Origin of the sequence: Paracerasibacillus soli, assembly GCF_042432965.1 — a bacterium.
Lineage (GTDB): Bacteria > Bacillota > Bacilli > Bacillales > Amphibacillaceae > Paracerasibacillus > Paracerasibacillus soli.
The window spans coordinates 45397-67739 of record NZ_JBHLWL010000001.1; the positions used below are offsets into that span (position 1 = coordinate 45397).

16 protein-coding genes are annotated in these 22343 nt (G+C 37.2%); 1 reads left to right on the plus strand and 15 read right to left on the minus strand.

The window, feature by feature from the left end; all coding sequences use genetic code 11:
- Positions 1-17: 17 nt before the first annotated feature.
- The 4 genes from ACFFIS_RS00180 to ACFFIS_RS00195 all read right to left on the minus strand — a co-directional run bounded on the left by ACFFIS_RS00180 (position 18) and on the right by ACFFIS_RS00195 (position 5166).
- Positions 18-1703, minus strand: coding sequence for an ABC transporter permease (locus ACFFIS_RS00180; protein WP_390185666.1), 1686 nt, complete (start codon positions 1701-1703; stop codon positions 18-20).
- Positions 1704-2807, minus strand: coding sequence for an ABC transporter ATP-binding protein (locus ACFFIS_RS00185; protein ID WP_390185668.1), 1104 nt, complete (start codon positions 2805-2807; stop codon positions 1704-1706).
- 69 nt (positions 2808-2876) lie between these two features.
- On the minus strand, positions 2877-3974 hold the full coding sequence (locus ACFFIS_RS00190; protein WP_390185704.1) for an extracellular solute-binding protein: 1098 nt from the start codon (positions 3972-3974) through the stop codon (positions 2877-2879).
- Between the two features lie 28 nt (positions 3975-4002).
- Positions 4003-5166 carry an ROK family transcriptional regulator gene (locus tag ACFFIS_RS00195; RefSeq protein ID WP_320380111.1) on the minus strand — a complete coding sequence of 388 codons (1164 nt, stop codon included), beginning with the start codon at positions 5164-5166 and terminating at the stop codon, positions 4003-4005.
- Positions 5167-6027: 861 nt separating this feature from the next.
- Here ACFFIS_RS00195 and ACFFIS_RS00200 point away from each other — a divergent pair.
- Positions 6028-8796, plus strand: coding sequence for an FIMAH domain-containing protein (locus ACFFIS_RS00200; RefSeq protein WP_390185671.1), 2769 nt, complete (start codon positions 6028-6030; stop codon positions 8794-8796).
- Between the two features lie 251 nt (positions 8797-9047).
- Here the strand turns inward: ACFFIS_RS00200 and ACFFIS_RS00205 are convergent, their stop codons facing one another.
- The 11 genes from ACFFIS_RS00205 to ACFFIS_RS00255 all read right to left on the minus strand — a co-directional run bounded on the left by ACFFIS_RS00205 (position 9048) and on the right by ACFFIS_RS00255 (position 22154).
- Positions 9048-10484 (minus strand): 6-phospho-beta-glucosidase, encoded by a 1437-nt coding sequence (locus tag ACFFIS_RS00205; RefSeq protein ID WP_390185672.1) that lies wholly within the window; start codon positions 10482-10484, stop codon positions 9048-9050.
- A 63-nt stretch (positions 10485-10547) separates the two neighbouring features.
- Positions 10548-12479: a beta-glucoside-specific PTS transporter subunit IIABC gene (locus ACFFIS_RS00210; RefSeq protein WP_320380117.1), complete on the minus strand. Its 1932-nt coding sequence runs from the start codon at positions 12477-12479 to the stop codon at positions 10548-10550.
- A gap of 221 nt (positions 12480-12700) precedes the next feature.
- Positions 12701-13540 (minus strand): BglG family transcription antiterminator LicT, encoded by an 840-nt coding sequence (gene licT, locus ACFFIS_RS00215; RefSeq protein WP_390185673.1) that lies wholly within the window; start codon positions 13538-13540, stop codon positions 12701-12703.
- 552 nt (positions 13541-14092) lie between these two features.
- The gene (locus tag ACFFIS_RS00220) at positions 14093-14371 is read right to left on the minus strand and encodes a restriction endonuclease (protein ID WP_320380120.1); all 279 of its coding nucleotides are present in this window, start codon (positions 14369-14371) and stop codon (positions 14093-14095) included.
- Positions 14368-14715: a hypothetical protein gene (locus tag ACFFIS_RS00225; protein WP_390185674.1), complete on the minus strand. Its 348-nt coding sequence runs from the start codon at positions 14713-14715 to the stop codon at positions 14368-14370. Before ACFFIS_RS00225 ends, ACFFIS_RS00220 begins: the two co-directional genes overlap by 4 nt.
- A gap of 476 nt (positions 14716-15191) precedes the next feature.
- Positions 15192-16631: a glycoside hydrolase family 1 protein gene (locus tag ACFFIS_RS00230; protein ID WP_390185676.1), complete on the minus strand. Its 1440-nt coding sequence runs from the start codon at positions 16629-16631 to the stop codon at positions 15192-15194.
- 136 nt (positions 16632-16767) lie between these two features.
- Entirely contained in the window at positions 16768-17652 is an 885-nt protein-coding gene (locus ACFFIS_RS00235) for an ROK family protein (RefSeq protein ID WP_390185677.1), read from the minus strand.
- Positions 17653-17784: 132 nt separating this feature from the next.
- Positions 17785-18822, minus strand: coding sequence for a LacI family DNA-binding transcriptional regulator (locus tag ACFFIS_RS00240; RefSeq protein WP_320380123.1), 1038 nt, complete (start codon positions 18820-18822; stop codon positions 17785-17787).
- 163 nt (positions 18823-18985) lie between these two features.
- The gene (locus ACFFIS_RS00245; protein WP_390185679.1) at positions 18986-19825 is read right to left on the minus strand and encodes a carbohydrate ABC transporter permease; all 840 of its coding nucleotides are present in this window, start codon (positions 19823-19825) and stop codon (positions 18986-18988) included.
- Positions 19822-20751, minus strand: coding sequence for a carbohydrate ABC transporter permease (locus ACFFIS_RS00250; protein ID WP_390185681.1), 930 nt, complete (start codon positions 20749-20751; stop codon positions 19822-19824). The genes ACFFIS_RS00245 and ACFFIS_RS00250 overlap by 4 nt, the downstream gene beginning before the upstream one ends.
- A gap of 116 nt (positions 20752-20867) precedes the next feature.
- Complete coding sequence (locus ACFFIS_RS00255; RefSeq protein ID WP_390185682.1) at positions 20868-22154, minus strand: ABC transporter substrate-binding protein; 1287 nt, start codon at positions 22152-22154, stop codon at positions 20868-20870.
- Positions 22155-22343 lie beyond the last annotated feature (189 nt).

Sequence of the window (22343 nt, forward strand, 5' to 3'; positions counted from 1 at the left end):
GTTCGGAAAGCTTTGATTTATAACGTATTTTCCGACTTCACACCAAAGAACCTATAAGAAATAAACATCACTATCGAAATCAATCCGACTTGAATCATCCCATAAGCGGCTGCCTGCCCCATATTGAACATGCGCAACTGGTTCATAATTTCAATTGAAATCGGACGGTTTCCTAATGTATAAAGCAAGACTGATGTCGGGAATTCACCGACGGCCTGAACAAAGGCTAAAAGCGTTCCACTTAAAACACCTGGCATAATAATCGGGATGATAACTTTTCTGAAAGTATAAAACCATTTCGCCCCTAAGTTCTGTGCCGCTTCTTCAATCGAGTCGTCAAGCTGCTCGAGGACAGCATTTGTTGAACGTACAACTAACGGCAAGAAACGAATGAAATAAGCTAGCGGTAAAATCCAAAACGTTCCGACAAGAATATTACCAAATGAAAAGACAGATGGTTTGTTGAACGCTAAGATTAAATTCATCCCTACAACCGTTGCAGGTAGTGCCCACGGAACCATTACTAAAATATCGAGTAAATTCTTACCGATGAACTTGCGCTTGACAAGCGTATACGACGTAATAATTCCGAAAACAAACACACCAGCACATGCCATTACTGTCATAATTAAACTATTTTTGACCGGCTCCCAAATTCGTGGTGTATCAAATAAAAGTCTAAAGTTTTCCAAACTAAAAGCCGTCGGATATGTTTGCCATGTCCATGCCCCATCAGGAACAAGAGATAGTAAGAGTAATGTTGCGTGAGGTAATAACAACACAATCATCGCAATGATTCCAATCGTAACCATCACCCATTTTAATAATGGATTGTTCACTTCACTACGGTGAACACCAATCCCCTTACTTGCCATGCGATAATCCTTACGATTTTGATACCAACGCATAAAGATTAGGAATCCAATTGATACTGTTGATAAAATAATCGACTGTGTCGCAGCCATTTCTAAATCACCATTAATTTTGGAGAAATAGATCTGTAAACTAAGCACTCGGTAACCACCAGCTAATAAAAACGGGGCACTAAACGAGGCCATTGATACCATAAAAACGAGTAACGAAGCTGCAACAATACCTGGTGTTAAGAGCGGAAACGTCACTTTCCAGAACACCTTGAAACGACTTGACCCCAAATTTGCTGCTGCTTCTTCCAACGATGGATCAATATTGTTTAAAGCTGAAGATGTCGTCATGTAGAAGTAGGGATACATTGTATACGCGTGAACGATTAATATCCCAGACACTCCACCGATGCTAAATGGCACCTTAGACAAATTAAATAAATCCTTAATCGCATTGGGTACAAGGCCAGCTTCACCATATAAAAACATGAATGCCATAACCCCAACAAGGGAAGGCAGTACAATTGGCATAATCGCGATATTGGAAAAAAATTGGCGACCTGGGAAGTTATAGCGTGTAAAAATAAACGCTAAAGGAATCCCTATCAAAGCACTAAACAAAACAGAAAGTAATGATATGTATACAGAGTTCCATAATGCTTCAAAGTTTGCCGCGGATTTCGCACCGAAAAAATCTTGATAATTTTGCAATGAAAAGACACCATTTTTTCGGATACTTTCCAAAAAGGTTTCAAACGTTGGATAAAGGACGTAACCTAGTAAAATAATGAGAACTGGAATTAATAAATAAAGTGTCCGTCTTCGTTCTGCATTTAACATTTATTGATCACTCCCCGATTGTGGTACAATGCGGACTTGATCTTCAGGGATATAAACATTGACTTGACTGCCTTCCTTTAAATACGTCTTTGGCCCACGATTCAAATCGGTCGCTTTAATTGTCACAGTTTCATTGATTTTTACGTAAGTATGAACAGCTTCACCAGTAAACTGAACAAGTGATACTTTCCCTTGATAAACATTTTTCCCCTCTATTATTCCTTCACTAATATGAATAACCTCTGGTCGAATTGATATAGATAGTTGATCTACTTCTTGATGCCGAGCAATATTTAAATCCGTTTTATTTACATAGAAAGAATCGCCCATTGTTTCAGAATAATAAACAGATTGATCATCCACATCTTTTTCAAATGTCACTGGAAGCAAATTCGTTTCCCCGATAAATTTTGCCACAAAATCATTGACTGGCTCATTGTAAATTTCAGTCGGAGTCCCTACTTGCTGACATTCACCCGTATTAAAAACGGCGATTCGATCACTCATCGAAAGAGCCTCTACCTGATCATGCGTAACGTAAACCATTGTAATGCCGTATTCACGTTGCAATCTTAATATCTCTGTCCGCATCTCATCACGTAATCTTGCATCAAGATTACTAAGCGGTTCATCGAGTAATAAAATATCCGGTTCAATGACAAGCGCTCTTGCTAAAGCAACGCGCTGTTGTTGCCCACCACTAAGCTGACTCACTTGACGATCAATAAACTGATCAAGTCGAACTTTTTTTAATACATCCGTTACCTTTTCTTTAATGACCGATTTCTTTAGCTTTCTTACCTTTAAACCGAATGCAACGTTCTCAAACACAGTCATATGAGGAAAGAGGGCATAGTTTTGGAAGACCATACCCGTATTTCTTTTCTCTGGAGCTACCTTTGTCATATCTCGTTCATTAAATTTCACTTTCCCGGTTGTTGGGTAGTAAAAGCCAGCAATCATACGAAGAGTTGTTGTCTTACCACATCCACTCGGACCTAAAAACGTGAAGAATTCTCCCTCTTGGATTGTTAAATCTAAATTTTTGACTGCTGTCACACTACCAAATTGCTTTGTAATTTCGGTTAAATATACTGTTGACATGAAACAACAACCCCTCCTACAAAATGTCTATCTATAGCTTGGGCGAATACTTAGTTGAAACACAGTCACTTAATTATCATCACTTTTGTCTTTATCTGTGTTCTTAATATTGTTATCCCAGTATTCCATCCACTCATCCTGTTTTTCTTCAACTAATCCCCAATCCATATCCATCGGTATAATTTCTGTTTCTTTAATCCAATCTGGAAGTTCATCAATATCATCACGAGTAGGGATACGGTAATATTCCTCAGCCAATAATTTTGCAGCTTCAGGAGTATTCACAAATTCATAAAATGCTTCAGCAGCTTTTGGATGTGGCGCGTCTTTAATCATCGCAATTCCTTCCGTGATAACAGGTGTACCACTTTCAGGAATATGATAACCAAACGGATATCCCTTTTCTTCAGCTAACTGAACTGTATCAGGCATATTCCACACCGAAATATTTCCTACTCCTTTAGCTACTTGGTTGTACATAATCTCAGGGTTTGCTGAGTATTCCTTCGTATTAGCATCTAATTTCTTTAGCCAATCATAACCCGCTTGTGGATCTTCTGTATCTTTGTAAGTATCATAAATAATTGCCGAGAAAATCGTACGCATACCACCAGAAGCCAATGGATACCTGATAATAATCTCGTCCTCCCACTTAGGATCGAGTAGATCTTCCCAATCTTTTGGTGCTTCTTCATCAGAAATTTCTTTTGTGTTATACATAATGACCTGTGGTGTAATCGATGTACCTGACCACAACCAATTTTCATCATGATAAAGCTCATCTAATGTGTCCGCGTAAGATGGTTTATACTCCGCAAGAAGTCCTTCATCAGCCGCTTGGTTAAAGTTAACTTGTGGTGCACCCCACCAAATATCTGCTTGAACATTATTTTTTTCTGAACGTACCCGATCAAGAATTTCCTGGGAACCCATATCTAAGAATTCCATCTTAATACCATACTTTTCTTCAAATTGTTGTTGGAACTCTGTTAAAATATCTGTTCCATGCGGTGAATAAACAACAACCTTTTCCTCCAAATCACTATCTTCTGCCCCATTTGCTGATGAATCGGATTTTTTCCCCTCATCATCTGACCCTCCTGCCATACATCCAGCTAGAAGCGTCGCCAATACAATACCTAACAGTAATAACCAGCTTTTTTTCATAGATTTCACTAAAATTACCCCTTTCCCCCTAAATATTTAGTAGTAAATCATGTTCTTTCAAAAACAGAGCTGCAGCTCCAATAACTCCTGCTTCTTTCCCCAAGGTCGTCTGCACCACGTCACAATGCTGTGGCGTATGCTGCCTTATGATGTCAATCACTTTCTCACTAATCAAATGAAATGACTTGCTGACACCACCTCCTAAAATAATGATTTCTGGATCAAAAAGAGAAACATAATTCGCAATACCAATCGCTAAATTATCAATTGCCAAATCAATAACACTCATCGCATCTGCATCGTGTTGTGCGTAAAGCTCAAATGCCTCTTTTGCCGTGACATCTCTATTCAACCTGGTTGATAATAGTTGGCTAATTGAAGAACCACTCGCCACACTTTCCAAATAACCATACCCTTTAAATACTGGTTGAATTTCCTTTGCATTTTTACGATCTGTTACTAAATATCCCATTTCACCAGCACTGTAATTACTGCCGCGATATAATTCACCATTTAATATAATCCCACTACCAATCCCAGTTCCAATTGCAATATAAATCAAATTTGATTTATCATTAGCTGCACCCTTCCAATGCTCCCCTAGCACCACACTGTTCACATCATTGTCTACATATATGGGGAAGTCGAAAATATTCTCTAGCTTTTCTCGAACTGGATAGTGCTTCCAACCCAAAGCCGGTGCTTCAACAACGAACCCCTCTTCTACGTTCGTTATACCTGGTAATCCGACACCCAAACCAAGGATGTCATTGTCCTGAAGCCCTAGCTGACTTCTCATTGAATCTACGCATCTCTCAATCTCTTCAAATAAACCACTATGTAAATGTTGTTGCGTCGGAAATTCTCTGTACGCACAAACATCTCCATTCAAATCTGTTAATCCTAAAGTAACATTTGTTCCACCAATATCAATCCCGATTAAGTAAGATCTCTTTGCATTGAATTTTAGCTGAACAGGCTTTCTTCCACCGCCAGCCGAAGCACTTCCACTTCCTACTTCAAGTATCCACCTGTCATCCGTTAATTGTTTTACAATCGAAGATACCGTTGGTTTGCTAAGATTAAGCCTCTTTGATATATCTGCTCGCGTAAGTGCATGTTCCTCTACAATACAGTTCAGCACATTTCTCATATTAATCGTTTTAATGTTGGCCACACCTTCTCTTTGCATAAAATAAACCCCTTAGACGTTGTTTTTCATTTGCTTAACCTTTTACTAATAAGATTTTGCTACAATCCCGAACATTTTGAACCTTCTCCTCATTCGAGCACCCGTAATACTATATGACAATTAGTGCTTTCGATACTTTTACAGTCACTCATATACTTCCCTAGTGAATGGAATACCTTATCTCACCTTTGGATGGCTAATACTGATTAGATTATTGTGATTTAATCAGCAAATTTTTTTAGACGATAAAGTGATACCCCATATAAAGTTAAAAGCAAAAGCAATTAAACGGACATATCAGATGTACCTTATATATTTTCAGGAATAAATAGCACGTTTTCATGTAAATTTGCTTACCAATCAGTTAGTTAGTAACCCTTACTAACCAATTACCTAACATTATAATGAAAGCCCTTCCATTTGTAAAGAGGAAAATTTAAAATATTTTAATAAGTGTGTGTACCCTTGTATCTCCCGTAATAATTACGATTTTACTACTATCAAATAGTTCTTTTTGACTATTTACATTGTTCCGACGCATCGCTACACTGTATTACGAGACTTGTTTAAAGTTTCGTATATTTCTAGATAGTTGGTTAGTTTCCTTTACTAACTATGAAGCTAATGAATGGTATATAAACACATGTAATACAAGTGACTTTCTGGTATTTTTAATTATCCATTTTCTTAGCAACTTCCATCTATGTACAATACTTCAAGCTAGTGTGAAGGTAAACTCAAACTAAAAGAACCCACTTCATCCACTTATACAACAACACAACTTTGACCAATCTATTCTAAATATACGAGATTTAATAACGAGTACTACAAAATGAAAGGGGTTACAAAGTGAGGAAACTCTTGAATACTTTATTGTCAATCATGCTCGTCCTATTCCTATTACCGATGCATGGGACAGCAAAAGCGCCGCTCCATCAACATGACGTTGACCTATGGAATGTTGTAAACCCATTAAATACAACGGTTACTTTCCTAAATACAGGTGCACATCCAGACGATGAGCGTAGTGATTTATTAGCCTATCTTTCGCGTGGATTAGGTATTAAAACAGCTAGCCTGATTGCTAATCGTGGGGAAGGAGGACAAAATGAAATTGGGAGTGAACTTGGTGATGGGCTTGGGATTATCCGTTCCAATGAAATGATTGAAGCAGCAGGTGTGACAGGTGTGAAAGCCTATCATTTAAGTCAAACAACATCTGATCCAATTTATGATTTTGGTTTCTCCAAATCACCTGAAGAGACACTCGAAAAATGGGGTGAAGATTTAACATACGAACGTTTTATCCGTTTCATTCGTGAATACCAACCAGATATTGTGATGCCTTCATTCCGAAACGTGGCAAATCAGCATGGGCATCACCGAGCAGCTACAATTTTAAGTGAACGTGCTTTTGAAGATGCTGCAAATCCAAATATTTACCCCGAGCATTTGGAGGAAGGCCTTTCTACTTGGCAAATGAAAAAGTTTTACTTGCCTGCGGCGTCCGCAGAAACTGCAACAACTTCAATTGAAATTGGAGATTATGATCCAATTTACGATATGTCTTACCCACAGATTGGTGAGGCTTCCCGATATTTGCATAAGAGTCAAGGCATGGGACGCGACGTTCCAGTCGAACCAAGACAATTTCATTTAGAATTAGTAGGAAATGTAACAGACGGTGAAGATGAGGATTTATTCTCAGGCATACCTTATAACTTCTATGACTGGGCAGAGATTGTGCCAAATCAAGGCCTGCATAATCAATTAACGAAATTACAACAAAAATTAGATACTATTGTAGACAGTTATCCAAACCGGGAAGTCATTTTTTCAGATGCACATCAAGCTCTAAAAGATGTCAAAAAGGTTACAAAGAAAGTCGGAAAATCAGAGCTTGATCCGGATTTAAAACACGATTTACTCCATAAATTGGAGATTAAAGAAGAACAATTAAACGAAGTCAGTTTAGTTGCCTCTGGATTAGACGTTGAAACAACATTAAATTCGCCTGTCTTAACCCAAGGTGAGCAAACAACTGCAACAGTAAAAGTTGAAAACAAAGGTGCATTCACTGTAAAGCATATCGACTTAGCAATAGCCGCGCCTAGCACTTGGGAAGTAGACAAAGACAAACATATCAAGAAAATCCTACCTGGTGAAACAATAACATTTGAATTCAATGTTATCGTGCCTGAAGAGGAGAAATTTTATCATCCATATGAAGAACCAATATTACAAACAAATCTTTCTATAAAAGAAAAAGGCGAGGTTTCCGAAAATGCCTTAAACTTTACAGACACAGTTGCCGTTTTACCTGACGTTAGCTTAACAACAAAGCCTGCAAACGTCGTTATCAATACAGCTGATATGCAAGATTTCTATACGCTTTCAGTTGAGGCTAAAAATTACGTTAACGGTACAAAAGAAGTGGATGTTTCACTCGATTTGCCTGAAGGATGGCAAAGTGAACCAGTAGAACATACGATTAAATTAGACAATCGCTTTGATACAAAGGAAATTGAATTTTCAATTATCCCCCCTGAAGATGTGAAAGAGGGCGAACTAGATATTCACGTAAAAGCATTATCTGATGGAAAAAAGTACGATTCAACCATACAGGAAATCACCTACGACCATATTAACCATGAGTATTTTCAGTATCCTACATTAGTTCACGTAGCTAGCTTTGAACTTTTAAAGCCTGGCAATTTAAAAGTTGGTTATATCGAGAGTGGCTTTGACGAAGTAGCCGATTATTTAATAAACGTTGGTTTTGACGTAACAAAATTAAAAGAAACCGATTTGAGTTCGGCTGATTTAAGTGAGTATGATACGATTGTCACTGGGATTCGTGCCAATTTAGCACGTGCAGACCTGATTGCTAATAACGAACGATTAAAAGAATATGCAAGAAACGGTGGACATGTTGTCTTCCAATATCATAAACCCGGGGATAATTGGGATATTAACGAGACACTCCCATATTCACTTGAACTCGGTATGCCATCTATTGAATGGCGTGTAACTGATGAGACAGCACCAGTCACCATGACAAAGCCGGATCACCCACTATTCAACTACCCAAATAAAATCACCGATGCTGACTGGGATGGTTGGGTACAGGAGAGAGGCCTCTATTTCCCAATGAATTGGGATGATAGGTATGAAACTTTTGTCAGTATGGCTGATCCAAACGAAGATCCTTTCGATGGTGGCATTTTAATGGCAGAATATGGTGAAGGGACATACCTCTACACAAACCTTGTGTTTTATCGCCAAATTGCCAATCAAGTTTCAGGTGGATATCGCATATTTACGAATTTAATAAGTTATGGGCATGAAACAACTACAACCGCAAGTACTGTCAACGATATTCAGGCGTTAGTGGAGAAATTTGCGAGACAAGATACTTTTGAAAACAAAGAAATTGTTCAAGCATTACAACTCCATCTTACTGCAGTAAGCCATTACGAGAAAGAAGAAAACACAGCTAAACTAGTGAAACATATGAATGGATTTAAAGAGCTTCTAGACTACCAAAAGGAACATGGACTTATTTCAGTGGATGCATATGAATCATTGCATCTCGCTTCAGATTCATTGATTGCAAACTGGGAACAATAAGTTGAAAACTAGTGATATGAAAGAATCAGATTCTAGTAAGTTGTTTGGTATCTGATTCCATAAAAAATCCCCCAAATTGTTAATGATTTTAGGTAACTCCATCATAACAACCTTGGGGGATTGTCTATTAATCACTTTAGGCACGATTTAAAGATTGCCCTATTAGTGGAATCGGACGGTTCCAGTGTTTCAACACGCGTTACATTATGCTAAAGCATGCCAGTGTGAAACACGAGAACCGTCCCCATGTTTCACAATTCTTTGCCGTTTGTTTCGATGACTTTTTTGTACCAGTTGAAGCTTTTCTTTTTGGTGCGTTTTAGTGTTCCGTTTCCTTTGTTGTCTCGGTCGACATAGATGTAGCCGTAGCGTTTTTTCATTTCTCCTGTGGAGGCGCTGACGATGTCTACTGGTCCCCAGCTTGTGTAACCAATGATGTCCACGCCATCCTTGATTGCTTCGCCCATTTCGGCAATATGCTGTCTCAAGTAATCAATGCGGTAGTCGTCATCAATTGTGCCATCCGCATTCACTTCATCCACTGCGCCGAGTCCATTTTCTACAACAAACAATGGCTTTTGATAGCGATCATAAAGTTGATTTGCGGTAATACGGAATCCTTTTGGATCAATCGTCCAGCCCCATTCGGATGTTTTTAAATATGGATTTTTTACAGAGCCAAACACATTACCACTTGTTTGATTACGTAACACTTCTGGATCCGTACTTGCAGTTCTACTAGAGTAATAACTAAATCCGATATAATCAACCGTGTTGTTTTTCAACAATGCTTCGTCTTCCGCTTCCAATTCAATTGTTAAATTATGCTCTTTAAAGAAACGTTTCGCATAGCCTGGATATGCACCGCGAGATTGAACATCGATGAAAAAGAATGATTCACGATCACGTTCCATCGCTCTATACACATCATCCGGATTACACGTGTATGGATACATCGAGCCGCCTGCAAGCATACAGCCAATCTGAGCATCTGGGATGATCTCATGACATGCCTTCACAGCACGTGCACTTGCAACAAGTTGATGGTGTGCAGCTTGATATTTAATTTGTGTTTCATTCTCCCCTTCTTTAAACACAAGTCCAGCACCAACAAATGGCATGTGCAAGAGCATATTAATCTCATTAAATGTCATCCAATATTTCACTTTATCTTTATACCGTGTGAAGATTGTTTTCGCATAGTTTTCGAAGAAGTCCACAAGCTTCCGATTTCTCCAGCTTCCGTATTTTTCAACTAAATGAACTGGTACATCAAAATGCGCCATCGTCACAACAGGTTCCATATTGTATTTATGCAACTCATCAAATAGATCATCATAAAACTGTAATCCCGCTTCATTTGGTGTCTTGTCATCACCATTGGGGAAAATCCTTGCCCAAGAAATAGATACACGTAACGCTTTAAAACCCATTTCGGAAAACAAAGCGATATCTTCTTTATAACGATGATAAAAATCAATTGCTTCATGTGAAGGGTAATATTCACCTTCCATTGGTGTTAACGATGCAATATTTCCCGTTGCAATTTGCCAACGTTTTTCACCTGTTGGCATCAAATCTACTGTCGTTAATCCTTTTCCATCTTCCAAATATGCGCCTTCCACTTGGTTAGCGGCTAATGCACCGCCCCATAGAAATCCTTCTGGAAAATTACTTTTGTTTGTCATAAGATTACCTCCTCGTTAATGTCGCTTCCGCTATCTTACAATTCAACCCGATTACTGTTAAGTTCATTTTTTAGTAATGATCAATACGTCACCTTGGTTTGCATTTTTATTTGTCTTTGTTTCAATTTCAGCATACTCACTACTATTTGTCACAATGATAGGTGTCACTATCGCGTAACCCGCTTTTTCAATACTTTCGATATCGAATTCCACCAATAAATCTCCAACACTTACTTTATCTCCCGGATTAACATGAGTAGTAAAATATTTCCCATTCAATTGCACCGTATCCATGCCAATGTGGATCAATATTTCCGCACCTTTATCTGATTTGATTCCGATTGCATGTTTTGTATTAAACACGGTCGATATTGTACCGTTTACTGGAGAAGTCATACGCCCCTCCGCTGGTTTAATTCCAATCCCTTTTCCCATCGCTTCAGTTGCGAAAACTTCGTCAGGAATATTTGCTAACGGCAAAACCTCTCCGTTTACTGGGCTTAAAATTTCCTCGTTTTCTAATTCCTTCATTCCTTCAGTTTCAGTTTCTTCCTGTTTCGTTTCTTCACTTACAGTTGCTTCTTCGTCTTTCTTTCTGTTTACACCACCGAAGAATAAAGTTAAAACAAATGCTAGTACAAAAGCGACTACGATGGCAATCATCATACCCCAGAATCCACCATTAATTCCTTCTTCAGGATGGATAAAAGTAGGAATCTTAAATATTCCAAGAGGCCCTGCGCTATAAAGTGCTGCACCTGTTACTGCAATAATTGCACCACCTACACCTGATGCAATACAACTCATAATGAACGGACGTTTTAATGGTAACGTAATCCCGTAAATTGCTGGCTCTGTAACACCAAAGAATCCTGAAATAAATGCCGGTAAACTTAATGATTTTAATTTTTTGTTTTTAGTTGCAATCCAAACACCTAAAACCGCACCAATTTGCGCAAAAGATGCTGCAAATGTCATCGCGATTAACATATCATAACCTTGTACAGCTAAGTTATTATAATAGATTGGAATGATGCCCCAATGTACACCAAATATAACAAACACTTGCCAGAAACCACCTATCACAATTCCCGCAACAAGTGGAGCAAATTCATAAACTGCTGACACTCCAGCACCAATCCCTTGTGCAATCCATGTTGCAATTGGACCTATGATTATAAATGTTAGAGGAACAATGATTAATAAAGTTAAAAACGGAACAATGAAAGATCGAACAACAGCTGGAATAACTTTTTTAAACCAATTTTCTACTTTAGATGCAAAATACGTTGCAAATATAATCGGAACAACTGACGATGTATAACTCATTAATACAACTGGTATTCCTAAAAATGAAATTTGAATTGATGACTCTAAAAATGTACCACTAAATAATGTTCTGATTGTCTCACCATCTGCAATACCAACAAGGGATGGGTGAACTAATGCTGCACCAATTGCCATACCTAGGAACGGTGTACCACCAAATTTCTTCATTGCAGTGTAACCAAGGAATATTGGTAAGAACATGAAGAATCCATCACCAATCACATTTAGCAGTTGGTAGGTTCCGCTTGTATTTTCTAGCCAACCTAATGCTACAAAAAGTGAATTAAAACCTTTTATAATACCTGTTGCCATGAGTAGTGGCAAAATTGGTATGAAAATATTCGAGACAATATCAACGAATTTATTAAATATCCCCTTTTTCTCTTCATCCTCATTTTCTGAGGATTGTTTTTGAGATTCAAATCCGCCTTCAGCAACAACCGCTTGATAAACATCCGGCACTTCATTACCAATGACGACTTGATACTGTCCATTTTTTTGCATGACCGTTACAACGCCATCCATATTTTTAAGTACTTCGGTTTGCGCTTTACTTTCGTCTTTTAATTGAAAACGTAAACGCGTAACACAGTGATAAACACTTTTCACATTATCTTTACCGCCTACATTTTTTATAATGTCTTTGGCTAATTGTTCATATTTCATTTTAAACCCTCCATTATTACGTATATTTTTGAATAAAAAAACCTGAACGTTTTCAAAAACACAAGCAAACTTCGTGTGATACCAAGTTTGCTATGTACATACGTAGAAAGTCTACACAAGCACATAGATTTGCGTCTTCAAAATCATTCAGGTTATGCCCAAAAAGGTTACATTCCTATTGAATCAGTGAAGATATTTATTTTATTTTTAAGAGATAACAATTAATTTCTACTCGTTAATCTTTGGATATGCAAGGTTAAATATAATATTTCATCATGTGAAATGGTCCATTTATAATGCTTTTCAATATAAGTCGCAATTCGCATCGCACAACTGAATGCTTCCTGATATTTTAATTTAATTTGCTCATAAAGAAACTCATCATAACTATTTTCTCTTTTCTCTTTTCGGATAAAACGCATTGCAAAAAAGCGCAGATGTGTCAAAAATCGTTCATAGTTGATTGAGGTTTCATCTAATTCAATTTGGAAATGGTATTTCACAATATTTAATATGTCATTTACCATTTCCGTTACTTGGACAGCAGCAGACATGTTTTTTCCGGATAGCTGACTATTCACAAGATGTAATGCAATAGAAGCGGCTTCATCTTCTGGCAAATTTATATTTAACCGTTTATTGATTATGCTTAACGCCTCTAATGATATTTCGAATTCTTGTTTATAATACTTACGGATCTCCCATAATAGTGCATTTTTCAAATCCATTCCCCGTTCATGTCTTTCAACGGCAAAACTTAAATGATCTACCAAAGCAACATACAAGTAATCGTCTAATTTATACGGGAGTTTTGATTTCGCTAATGTAATAATTTGGTGCGCTAACTCCAAATACATATCCGGAATGTCTTTTAGTAGCTCCGCAATTTTATTCGTAATACCTTTATTCTCCAAGATGAATGTCTTTTCAATCTTGTCTGGGTCAATCGCTTCTCCCACTTTTTTCTGAAACGCCAAGCCTTTTCCCATCACAACGATTTCTTGATTCAACTCATTATGCGATATCGCAACATTATTATTTAAGATCTTCCTAATTTCCATTTCTACCACACCTGATTCACATATTATTTATCCTAAAAGAAAAAGAAAAGTTGATTACCAAGAATAAAACATGAATGAATCCCTTCACCATTCCTTCACTTGATGACTCATCCATAAATTTCCTTATGGAATCAAAAAACCTGAATTGCATGAAGCTACACTTATCGTGCTTCAAAACAATTCAGGTTATGCCCTATGAAGGTAACATTCCTAAATAAAAATATTTTATTTGATACATACAATTTAACACAAGTTCAAAATCATGTCAACGGTTACATGAAACATGGGGACGGTTCTCGCGTTTCACTTCTGCTCTGTTTTCGTTTAAATTTAATCTTATAAGCAATAATACGACTCCTTTTATTGAAAACAGTGGGGATGCGGGTATCATGAATTAAATCCATTTAAAGGTGCTTTCGGATATTTTTGTGCTCTTGGGTACAGCAACTATTTATCTTTCCCCTACTGTGTTGCGTTTAGATTCCTGTTTATTTCCTTGGCACTTTTGTAATAAATGGCGGAGTTTTTAAGGAGTCTAACGTTATATCGTACCTATTCCAATAGATTTTTCATATAACTGTTTGCGCCAAACTTTGTTCCGTGTTGTATCATTTCCACTAATTTTTCACCATTTATTAATTTTATTGGCTTATCTAACACATAACTCTCCGCATACTTCGTAAATTCGCCAGTTGTAATGAAAAAGCCTTTATCAGCCTTACAATCTATGATGGCACTATGAAACTTTTGTATATCTGGACGAGTGACTTTATTCGTTTTACTATATCTTTTACATTCCGCAACAGCAAAAAAATTATCCTTATATATCAAGATGTCTTTTCCACATCACCAGTTGCACTCGTCAGACTTGCTTCAAAGCCAAGTTGAATGAATAAATCACATATGTATTTTTCAAATTCTAGCCAATCCATTTTCATTAAATCTTTAAGATTGCTTTGTCTCTCAAGATATTCCCTTCGTTCTTCCGCTTCCCTCATTCTTTTCTTATGTTTATATTTTCTCCGTAGCATCATACAGGCTAAAATAAGTGAAATTATGATGAACCACTGATAAATGTTTAAACTGGTTAACCAAATAAAGAAATAATAAACAATATACAATATAAGTACTGCAGCCAATAGGAATAAATTTATTTTCATATCCTTTTTCCTCATATTGGTCACCTCATCAGTAGTATGACCTTGAAGAGTCATACATTATTCTTAATGTATAATTGTTTATGTCATAACAGTTTCCATGTACATTTTTAATGAATCATGTAGAGGTATAAACAACTTCTATTCTGTGACTCCTAAGTTTATAAAATATCATTCCTTTTCTATTACCTTCGCAACCTTGCTTCGATCATTTTAATAAAAATGGCTGAAATGAATCTGGTTTATACCATCATCCTTCCAGCCGTTTAATCATATAAAAAGCAATTCATTTCGGGAATTATATCATTCGTGTGCGCCTTGTACTCCTCGAAATCATCGCTGAACTCTACCTTACGTTTAGTCCCCTTAGTTCATTACTTCACTTTTATCGTTTTTCCTGGACTTTTATTTCCTGCTTTGTCTGATGCGATAACTTTAATTGTGATAAAGCAAATCGATGAAACATGAGAACCGTCCCCATGTTTCACCCATGTTCAGAGTTCTTCTCCATTTGATTTAATTACATTCTTATACCAGTAAAAACTTTTCTTCTTCATTCGTTTCATGTCTTTTTCTTCCGTTTCATTTCTGTTTATGTAAACGAAGCCATAACGTTTTTGGTAGCCGTTCAACCAACTGAGTAAATCTGTGAATGACCAAGTGCAGTAGCCGAGCAGATCAACCCCATCAGTAATCGCAGCTTGTAATTGTTCAACATGTTTACGAATGAAATCAATACGGTAGTCATCATGAATTTTTTCATTTTCCTCCAGTTTATCGAATTCTCCCAACCCATTCTCTGTTACTAAAACCGGGAGCCCATAACGACTTGTAATTCTTCGTAAACCAATCCGTAATCCAACTGGATCAATTTCCCAATCCCAGTTTGTCGTCTCTAATGACTTATTCCGCTTCCGCTTAAACAAACCTGCATCTCCACTTTCAACAAAATTACCTTTTTTTCCATCATGATTTTCTTTTGCCTCACCAAAGACTTCATCAAGTGGGCTAGCTGTTAATGTAGCAGTTTGATAGTAATTGACTCCCATAAAATCCGGTTTGGTAGCCTTTAATAGTTCCATATCTCCCTGTTCAATAGTTGGCGCTAAACCCCTTTGCTCCAAATGCTTCCAAGCCACTTTTGGATATTCACCCCAACAATATACATCTAACCACCAATGATTATTAAATTCTTCGGCATTTTCTGCGGCAAGTACATCTTCTGGATTACTAGAATATGCATATGCTGGTCCATAAGCAAAACTCGGGCCTATTTTCCCATCTGGAATAATTCCCCTAAATGATTGAATAACTTTTGCATTAGCTAAATTAGCAATATGATTTGCTTCATACATTCGCTTTCGGTCACTTACACCAGGAGGATGAGAAGCCTCTTCGTACCCTAGTCTGATAAAAATATTTTGTTCATTTAATGTCACCCAATATTTGACCTTATTTTTAAAACGCTCGAATAATGTAATACAATAGTTGTCAAAATCCTTGATGATGTCGCGAGATTCCCAACCACCATATTCATCTTGCAGTGCCTGTGGTAAGTCCCAATGATATAACGTAATGATTGGCTCAATACCATGTTTTCGTAGTTCATCAATTAAATCTTCATAAAACTGAATACCTGCCTCATTCAATTTTCCTTTGCCGGATGGATAGATCCGACTCCAAGATACAGAAAAACGATATGCCTTCAATCCCATCTCCGCCATCAATGATACGTCCTCTTTATAGCGATGGTAATGGTCTACAGCAACATCTCCATTCGTCCCTTTAAATGTTTTCCCAGGAATTTTAGTGAATTTATCCCAAACCGAAGGGCCCTTACCGTCCTCATTCCATGCGCCCTCTATTTGATAGGCAGCGGAAGCCGATCCCCATAGAAAATCTTTTGGAAAATGATCTAATTTAGAATGATACAATTCCTTCAACTCCATCTTGAATTAATATTTTTAAAAAACTTGTAATTAATTGCTACTTATAGCTTTCATTTAGGCCGTCATCAAGGCAGGTCAGTTTAAAAAGTTCTGTTCTGTTTCCCTTGCCAATAGTCTATGCCTAATTATATTCTTTTAAGAATCCATACACAGCACCGAGCATGTTAGCGTTTTGGCGAAATTCGCACGTATCAATTGATGGCCTAATTTTAGATGCCTCAAAGCGAGAAAGTATTTCATCTAGTTTTTCATTAATATGATCAATCAAGTCATCCCTTTCACTAATACCGCCACCAATTAATATTACTTCCGGATCATAAATATATTGTAAATTGTAAATTCCTAAGGCGAGGTACGCATAAAATTGATCGATTGCCTGCTGACAATCAACGTCCCCAGCATGCGCCATTTCAAAAATAGCTTCGCCGTTTATTTCATCTTCGTTAATATTTTTTAGCTGGGCTACATTTTTCACTAATGCGCCAGTAGCAGCAGTTGCGCTCCATGTATCAAAATTAGTTCCCGAACTATTAGGTATAACCATATATCCGAACTCGCCTCCATGCAGATTGGCACCTTTGTGAAGCTCTCCATCCTTAATAATCGCTCCCCCCACACCAGTACCTATTACAACGATAAGGACATCTTTTCTTCCCCGTGCTTTTCCTTTCCATACTTCTGCATATCCGGCACAGTTTGCATCATTCTCCATATAAACCGGTAACCCTAACCGTTTGGATAGCAACTGTTTAACATTCGGTCCATGAATATAGGGAAGTGCGCTAGTCCCATATACCATACCGGATTCTGAAACAGCACCAGGACAACTAATTGCAACACCGACTATCTCTGGGTAATTTTTATAATTACTACCTACTAAATCTAATAATCCTTCTAAGGTTTTTGGCGTTTTCACTTTGCCTATTTTCTGTATGGATGCCTGCTCATCAATAATTCCAAATTTGACAAATGTACCACCTATATCAACAGCCAAATAATGTTTCATTATCCCACCTCATACTTTATGTCCTATTTCATGTTGAGTCGTAATGCTAATATATTCCATCGGATTTCAATCTCCTGAAATCTACTTTAAAATAAATACAAAGAAAGTATCCATACACTGCAAATCATTTGTTTATCTATTTGTTAAAGTACCACCCATATCAATAAAGCAAGATTCTCGGATGACTAATTCTGGATCAACTAATACAGAAGTTGGTTGGACATCTCCGTTAATTAAATCGTGCAGCATATGCGCCGCCAATTGACCTATCTTTTCTTTGTCCTGCTTCACCGTAGCAAGCGAAGGGTTACTATAACGACATGCTTCAATATCATCACAACCGATAATTTTTATTTCTTCAGGTACAGAAATCCCCTTTTCCTTAAGAGCCCTTAATGCCCCTAATGCCATCATGTCGGATATAGCAAAAACTGCTTGAGGAAGGGGGGATTTTTCTAATATTCTATTCATCGCCTGATAGCCACTTTCTTCAAAGTAGTCACCATGCTGTAGCCAGTCATCCTTCGTCAACATACCAAATAGATTTATATTTTTTATAAAACTTTCCTTTCGAAGATTCGATATGACAGAATCCTCAGGACCACCAATAAAAGCCACTTCCTTTATTCGGTTCAAATATAAGTGTGTCACAACGGCCTCTGAAACTTTATTATTATCTGTTGTGACATAACTTGAATTTGGCCCATTTAAAATAATATCAACGCCAACACAAGGTACATTGCTTTGATCTAGTTCAGTTGTAGCTTCTTCAATTTGATCCCCAGCAATGATTAAGCAACCGTCCAATTGGAAATGCCTGCACCTAGCCAAATAATCCTGTTTATCTTTACTGAATTTATTATTTGAGAAAACAAGGATATCATAACCAAGGTTACCAATTGCATTTTTAAAGACATTAACAACATCATTAAAAAATGGATGATTAAGCTCCGCGTTAATATTCCCAGCGTAAATTAAACCAATAAGATTTGACTTCTTAGTTGCTAATGATTTTGCGGAAAAAGTAGGCTGATAGCCAGTTTCCTCAATTACCTTACGTACTCTTTTAATTGTCTTTTGACTGATATTCCCTGTGTGATTAATTACCTTTGAAACTGTTCCTGGAGAAACACCAGCCATTTTCGCAATATCTTTTATGGTAAGTTTCATTGTTCAACCTCACGTCTTTATGTTCTAGTAAAGTATGTTCAAAAGTTCTGGCAAACGATATCACTACGAATTGCAGCACAAAAGGCAACCGTTTTCCTATCATGTTGCAATTTTGGTGACCTACATCCTTTTAGCCTTCTTTTTTGAACATACGTTTGTAATGTTATTTAAGAGAACCCTCCGTAATACTAGAAATAAATAATTTATTAAACATCAAGAACACAATGACTAAAGGAATTGTTGCCCAGAATACCCCAGATAACATCATTCCAAAGTCAACATTACTTGTTGTGTTCATGGAAGAGAGTGCTACCTGTATTGTATACATATCTGGGTCCCTAAGAACAGTAAATTGCCATAAAAATTCTCCCCAAGTTGCTGTGAATACGATAATCCCTAGGGTTGCGAAAGCCGGCAATATAATGGGTAATACGACACTTCGGAAAATACGAAAGTTTGAACATCCATCTAGCTTTGCAGCTTCGATTAATTCATCTGGAACAGATTGCGTAATATATTGTCTCATTAGAAAAATGCCTAACGGATTCAAGAAGAAAATAATCATTGCACCAAATAATGTATCCAACAATCCAAACTTAGCTACTAAATAGTATTGTGGTATTAATCCAAGCTGTGGAGGTATAATCATCGTCAACAAAATAGAAACAAACAGTATATTCTTCCCTGGAAATTTAAATTTTGCGAAGGCAAATCCAGCGAGAGAACTGATTAACAACACAACAATCGTCACAACTAAACAGACAATCAACGTATTGTACATCGCTCCAAAGAATGGTATTTTATCTAACACATTCTGAAAGTTTTCAATTAATCGATCCCCTGGAGTCAACGTTGGTGGTATCGAATTATACGCTGCACTAGGCCTCGTTGCCATTACAAACATCCAATAGAAAGGGAATATAGAAAGAAATGCTGCAACAATCAAAAACAAATACATGAAAAACCGACCAAACTTAAAGCGCCTTTTTCCATGTGTACTCATGATTTATTCCCCTTTCTCTTTTTTCCTATTCCAGATGAAAGATATGTGTTAATGGCTGATGCAACAACAATAATCAATAATAAGATAACTGCTGTAGCAGACCCTGTTCCAAAAGATTGTAAACTAAATGCATCCCTATATAAATACATCACAACAGTCATAGCCTCTGTTCTACTAAATGCCTGGGCACCTAAGAAGACTGTCGGTTCAGTAAATAATTGCAATGCTCCTACAGTTGAAAAGAATACAGTAAGAACAATGAATGGCTTTAATAGTGGCATGGTAATATATCGTAACTGTTGAATAATGTTCGCACCGTCGATTTTAGCAGCCTCATACAATTCTTTTGGTATACCTTGCAATCCCGCTAAATAGATGATCGTGTTGTATCCAATCCATCGCCAAAAGACCATGATAGAAATTGCTATTTTTGCACCCCATTCACTTGTCTTCCAAGCTACAGTGTCCATACCAAAGAATTGTAAAGTGTAGTTTGCCAAAGCTGTGTCATTACTACTGAAAAACACCCCAAAGACTAGTGCTACAGCTACCATAGATGTAATGTAAGGTAAAAATATCATGGCACGGAACATATTTTTAAACTTTAAAAACGCCTGGTTTAGAATAAACGCCAAAATAATACCAAAAATTATCTGTGGTGCTGTACCCATCAGCCCCATAACTATTGTATTGTATAACGCTTTCCAAAACGTGGGATCGTGTAACACCGTATGAAAGTTTTGCAGACCAACAAAATTCATATCTCCTAAACCATTCCATTTTTGAAAAGCTAAATAGATACTGAAGATTGCTGGGTAGAGACCAATAATCGCAAATATAATAAAGAAGGGCGAAATATACAAATACGCGCTTATCTTATCTTTCGTTTCTTCTGAGCGGTATTTCATTTTACGCTTATAAAACATTGCCTCTCCTCCCTTTCCTGTAAATGACCATTGGTGTGATAGGAGAGACCACCACACCAATGGAATATATAATCCCTAATATCAATAAAATGGTCTCTAGTTTACTTACAGCTAAATTATCTGCTGATTAAATCCTTAATCCTTTCTACTGCGGCATCCCACTCTTTATCTGGGTCTGCACCTTGTTGCTGTACATTCTTCATTGCATTAAGTATTTCATCATTTGCAGGTTTGTACTTCGTTCCTTTAAAAATAAAACTGATATCTTGAGCTGCATTCGCAAAATATTGTGCAGTACTCTGACCTCCGAAGAATTCATCTTCTATATTCTGGAATTCCTCCATATCATAAACAACTGGTGATGACGGGAACAGACCTGCATCACTTTTAAATGATTTTAATTGGTTTTCAGGTGAAACCAACCACTCAACAAATTCATATGCTTCTTTTGCATACTTTGTTTCACTAGGAATAGCAATATAAGAACCCCCCCAGTTACCCGCAAATTCCGTTGGTAATGTTGCAATACGGAATTTTCCGGATGCATCTGGTGCATTGTCTAACATCCATCCTTTCAACCATGCCGCACCTAATTCCGCAGTGAAATCACCATTATTCACAGCATTCCCCCACTCTGGAGTCCACATTTCATAATCACCGATAATACCGCGTTCATTAAGCTCAACTGCTAAATCATAGGCCTTTCTAACCGCATTACCTTCGTTCTCAATTAATAGGTTACCATCTTCATCGAAAAAGCTTTCTTCAGCTCCATCAATAATCGCACGGTATGCCATTTCCATACTATCTAATAACGGCTTACCTGTTTTCTCTTTGATTTGCTCACCGACTTTGATGAAATCCTCTTTTGATTGAATTAGCTTTTCAACATCATCTGGTTCTGTTGGCAAGCCAGCCTCTTCAAACAGGTCCGTACGATAAAACATTGCCTTCGGACCAATGTCTGTCGGTAAACCAAATAGAAAATCTCCGTCTGAGTTTTCTCCAATTTTCCATTTCCAATCTAAATATTGATTTTGAATTTCTTTAGCACCTAGATCATATAGGTTTTCAAATCTATCTTTTGCTTCTTTAAATCTATCTAACTGGTCAATCTCCAACATCGCTACATCAGGAGCTCCACTTCCAGCAGACAACGACGTAAACAAACTATTATGATGATCATCTGTCTCAGATACCTTCACTTTAACTTTTACACCGGGATGTTCTTCTTCATATTCCTTAGCTAATTCCTCATAATTTGTAGCACCAAACACCCAAAAATTTAATGTTACCTCTCCATCTTTACCGCCAGAAGCACCACCTTTATCACTACAGGCCGCAAGTGAGAAAGCAAGTATCAACATCATACCAACCATTAAAAATAATTTACTTTTCTTCATTAAGAATTACCTCCTAAGTGTGATATATTCCAAATAAGTAAAGAAATCAATATCTAAATGCTACACTCACACCTCCCTAGATTGGCAGTATGCTACCTTGTAAGATTACTAATGCTAACTTCTGTCTCCTAAATATAATATGATTTGCAAGCAGGGAAATCGGTTTCCTATTTAGCCGCAGTAGAGCGG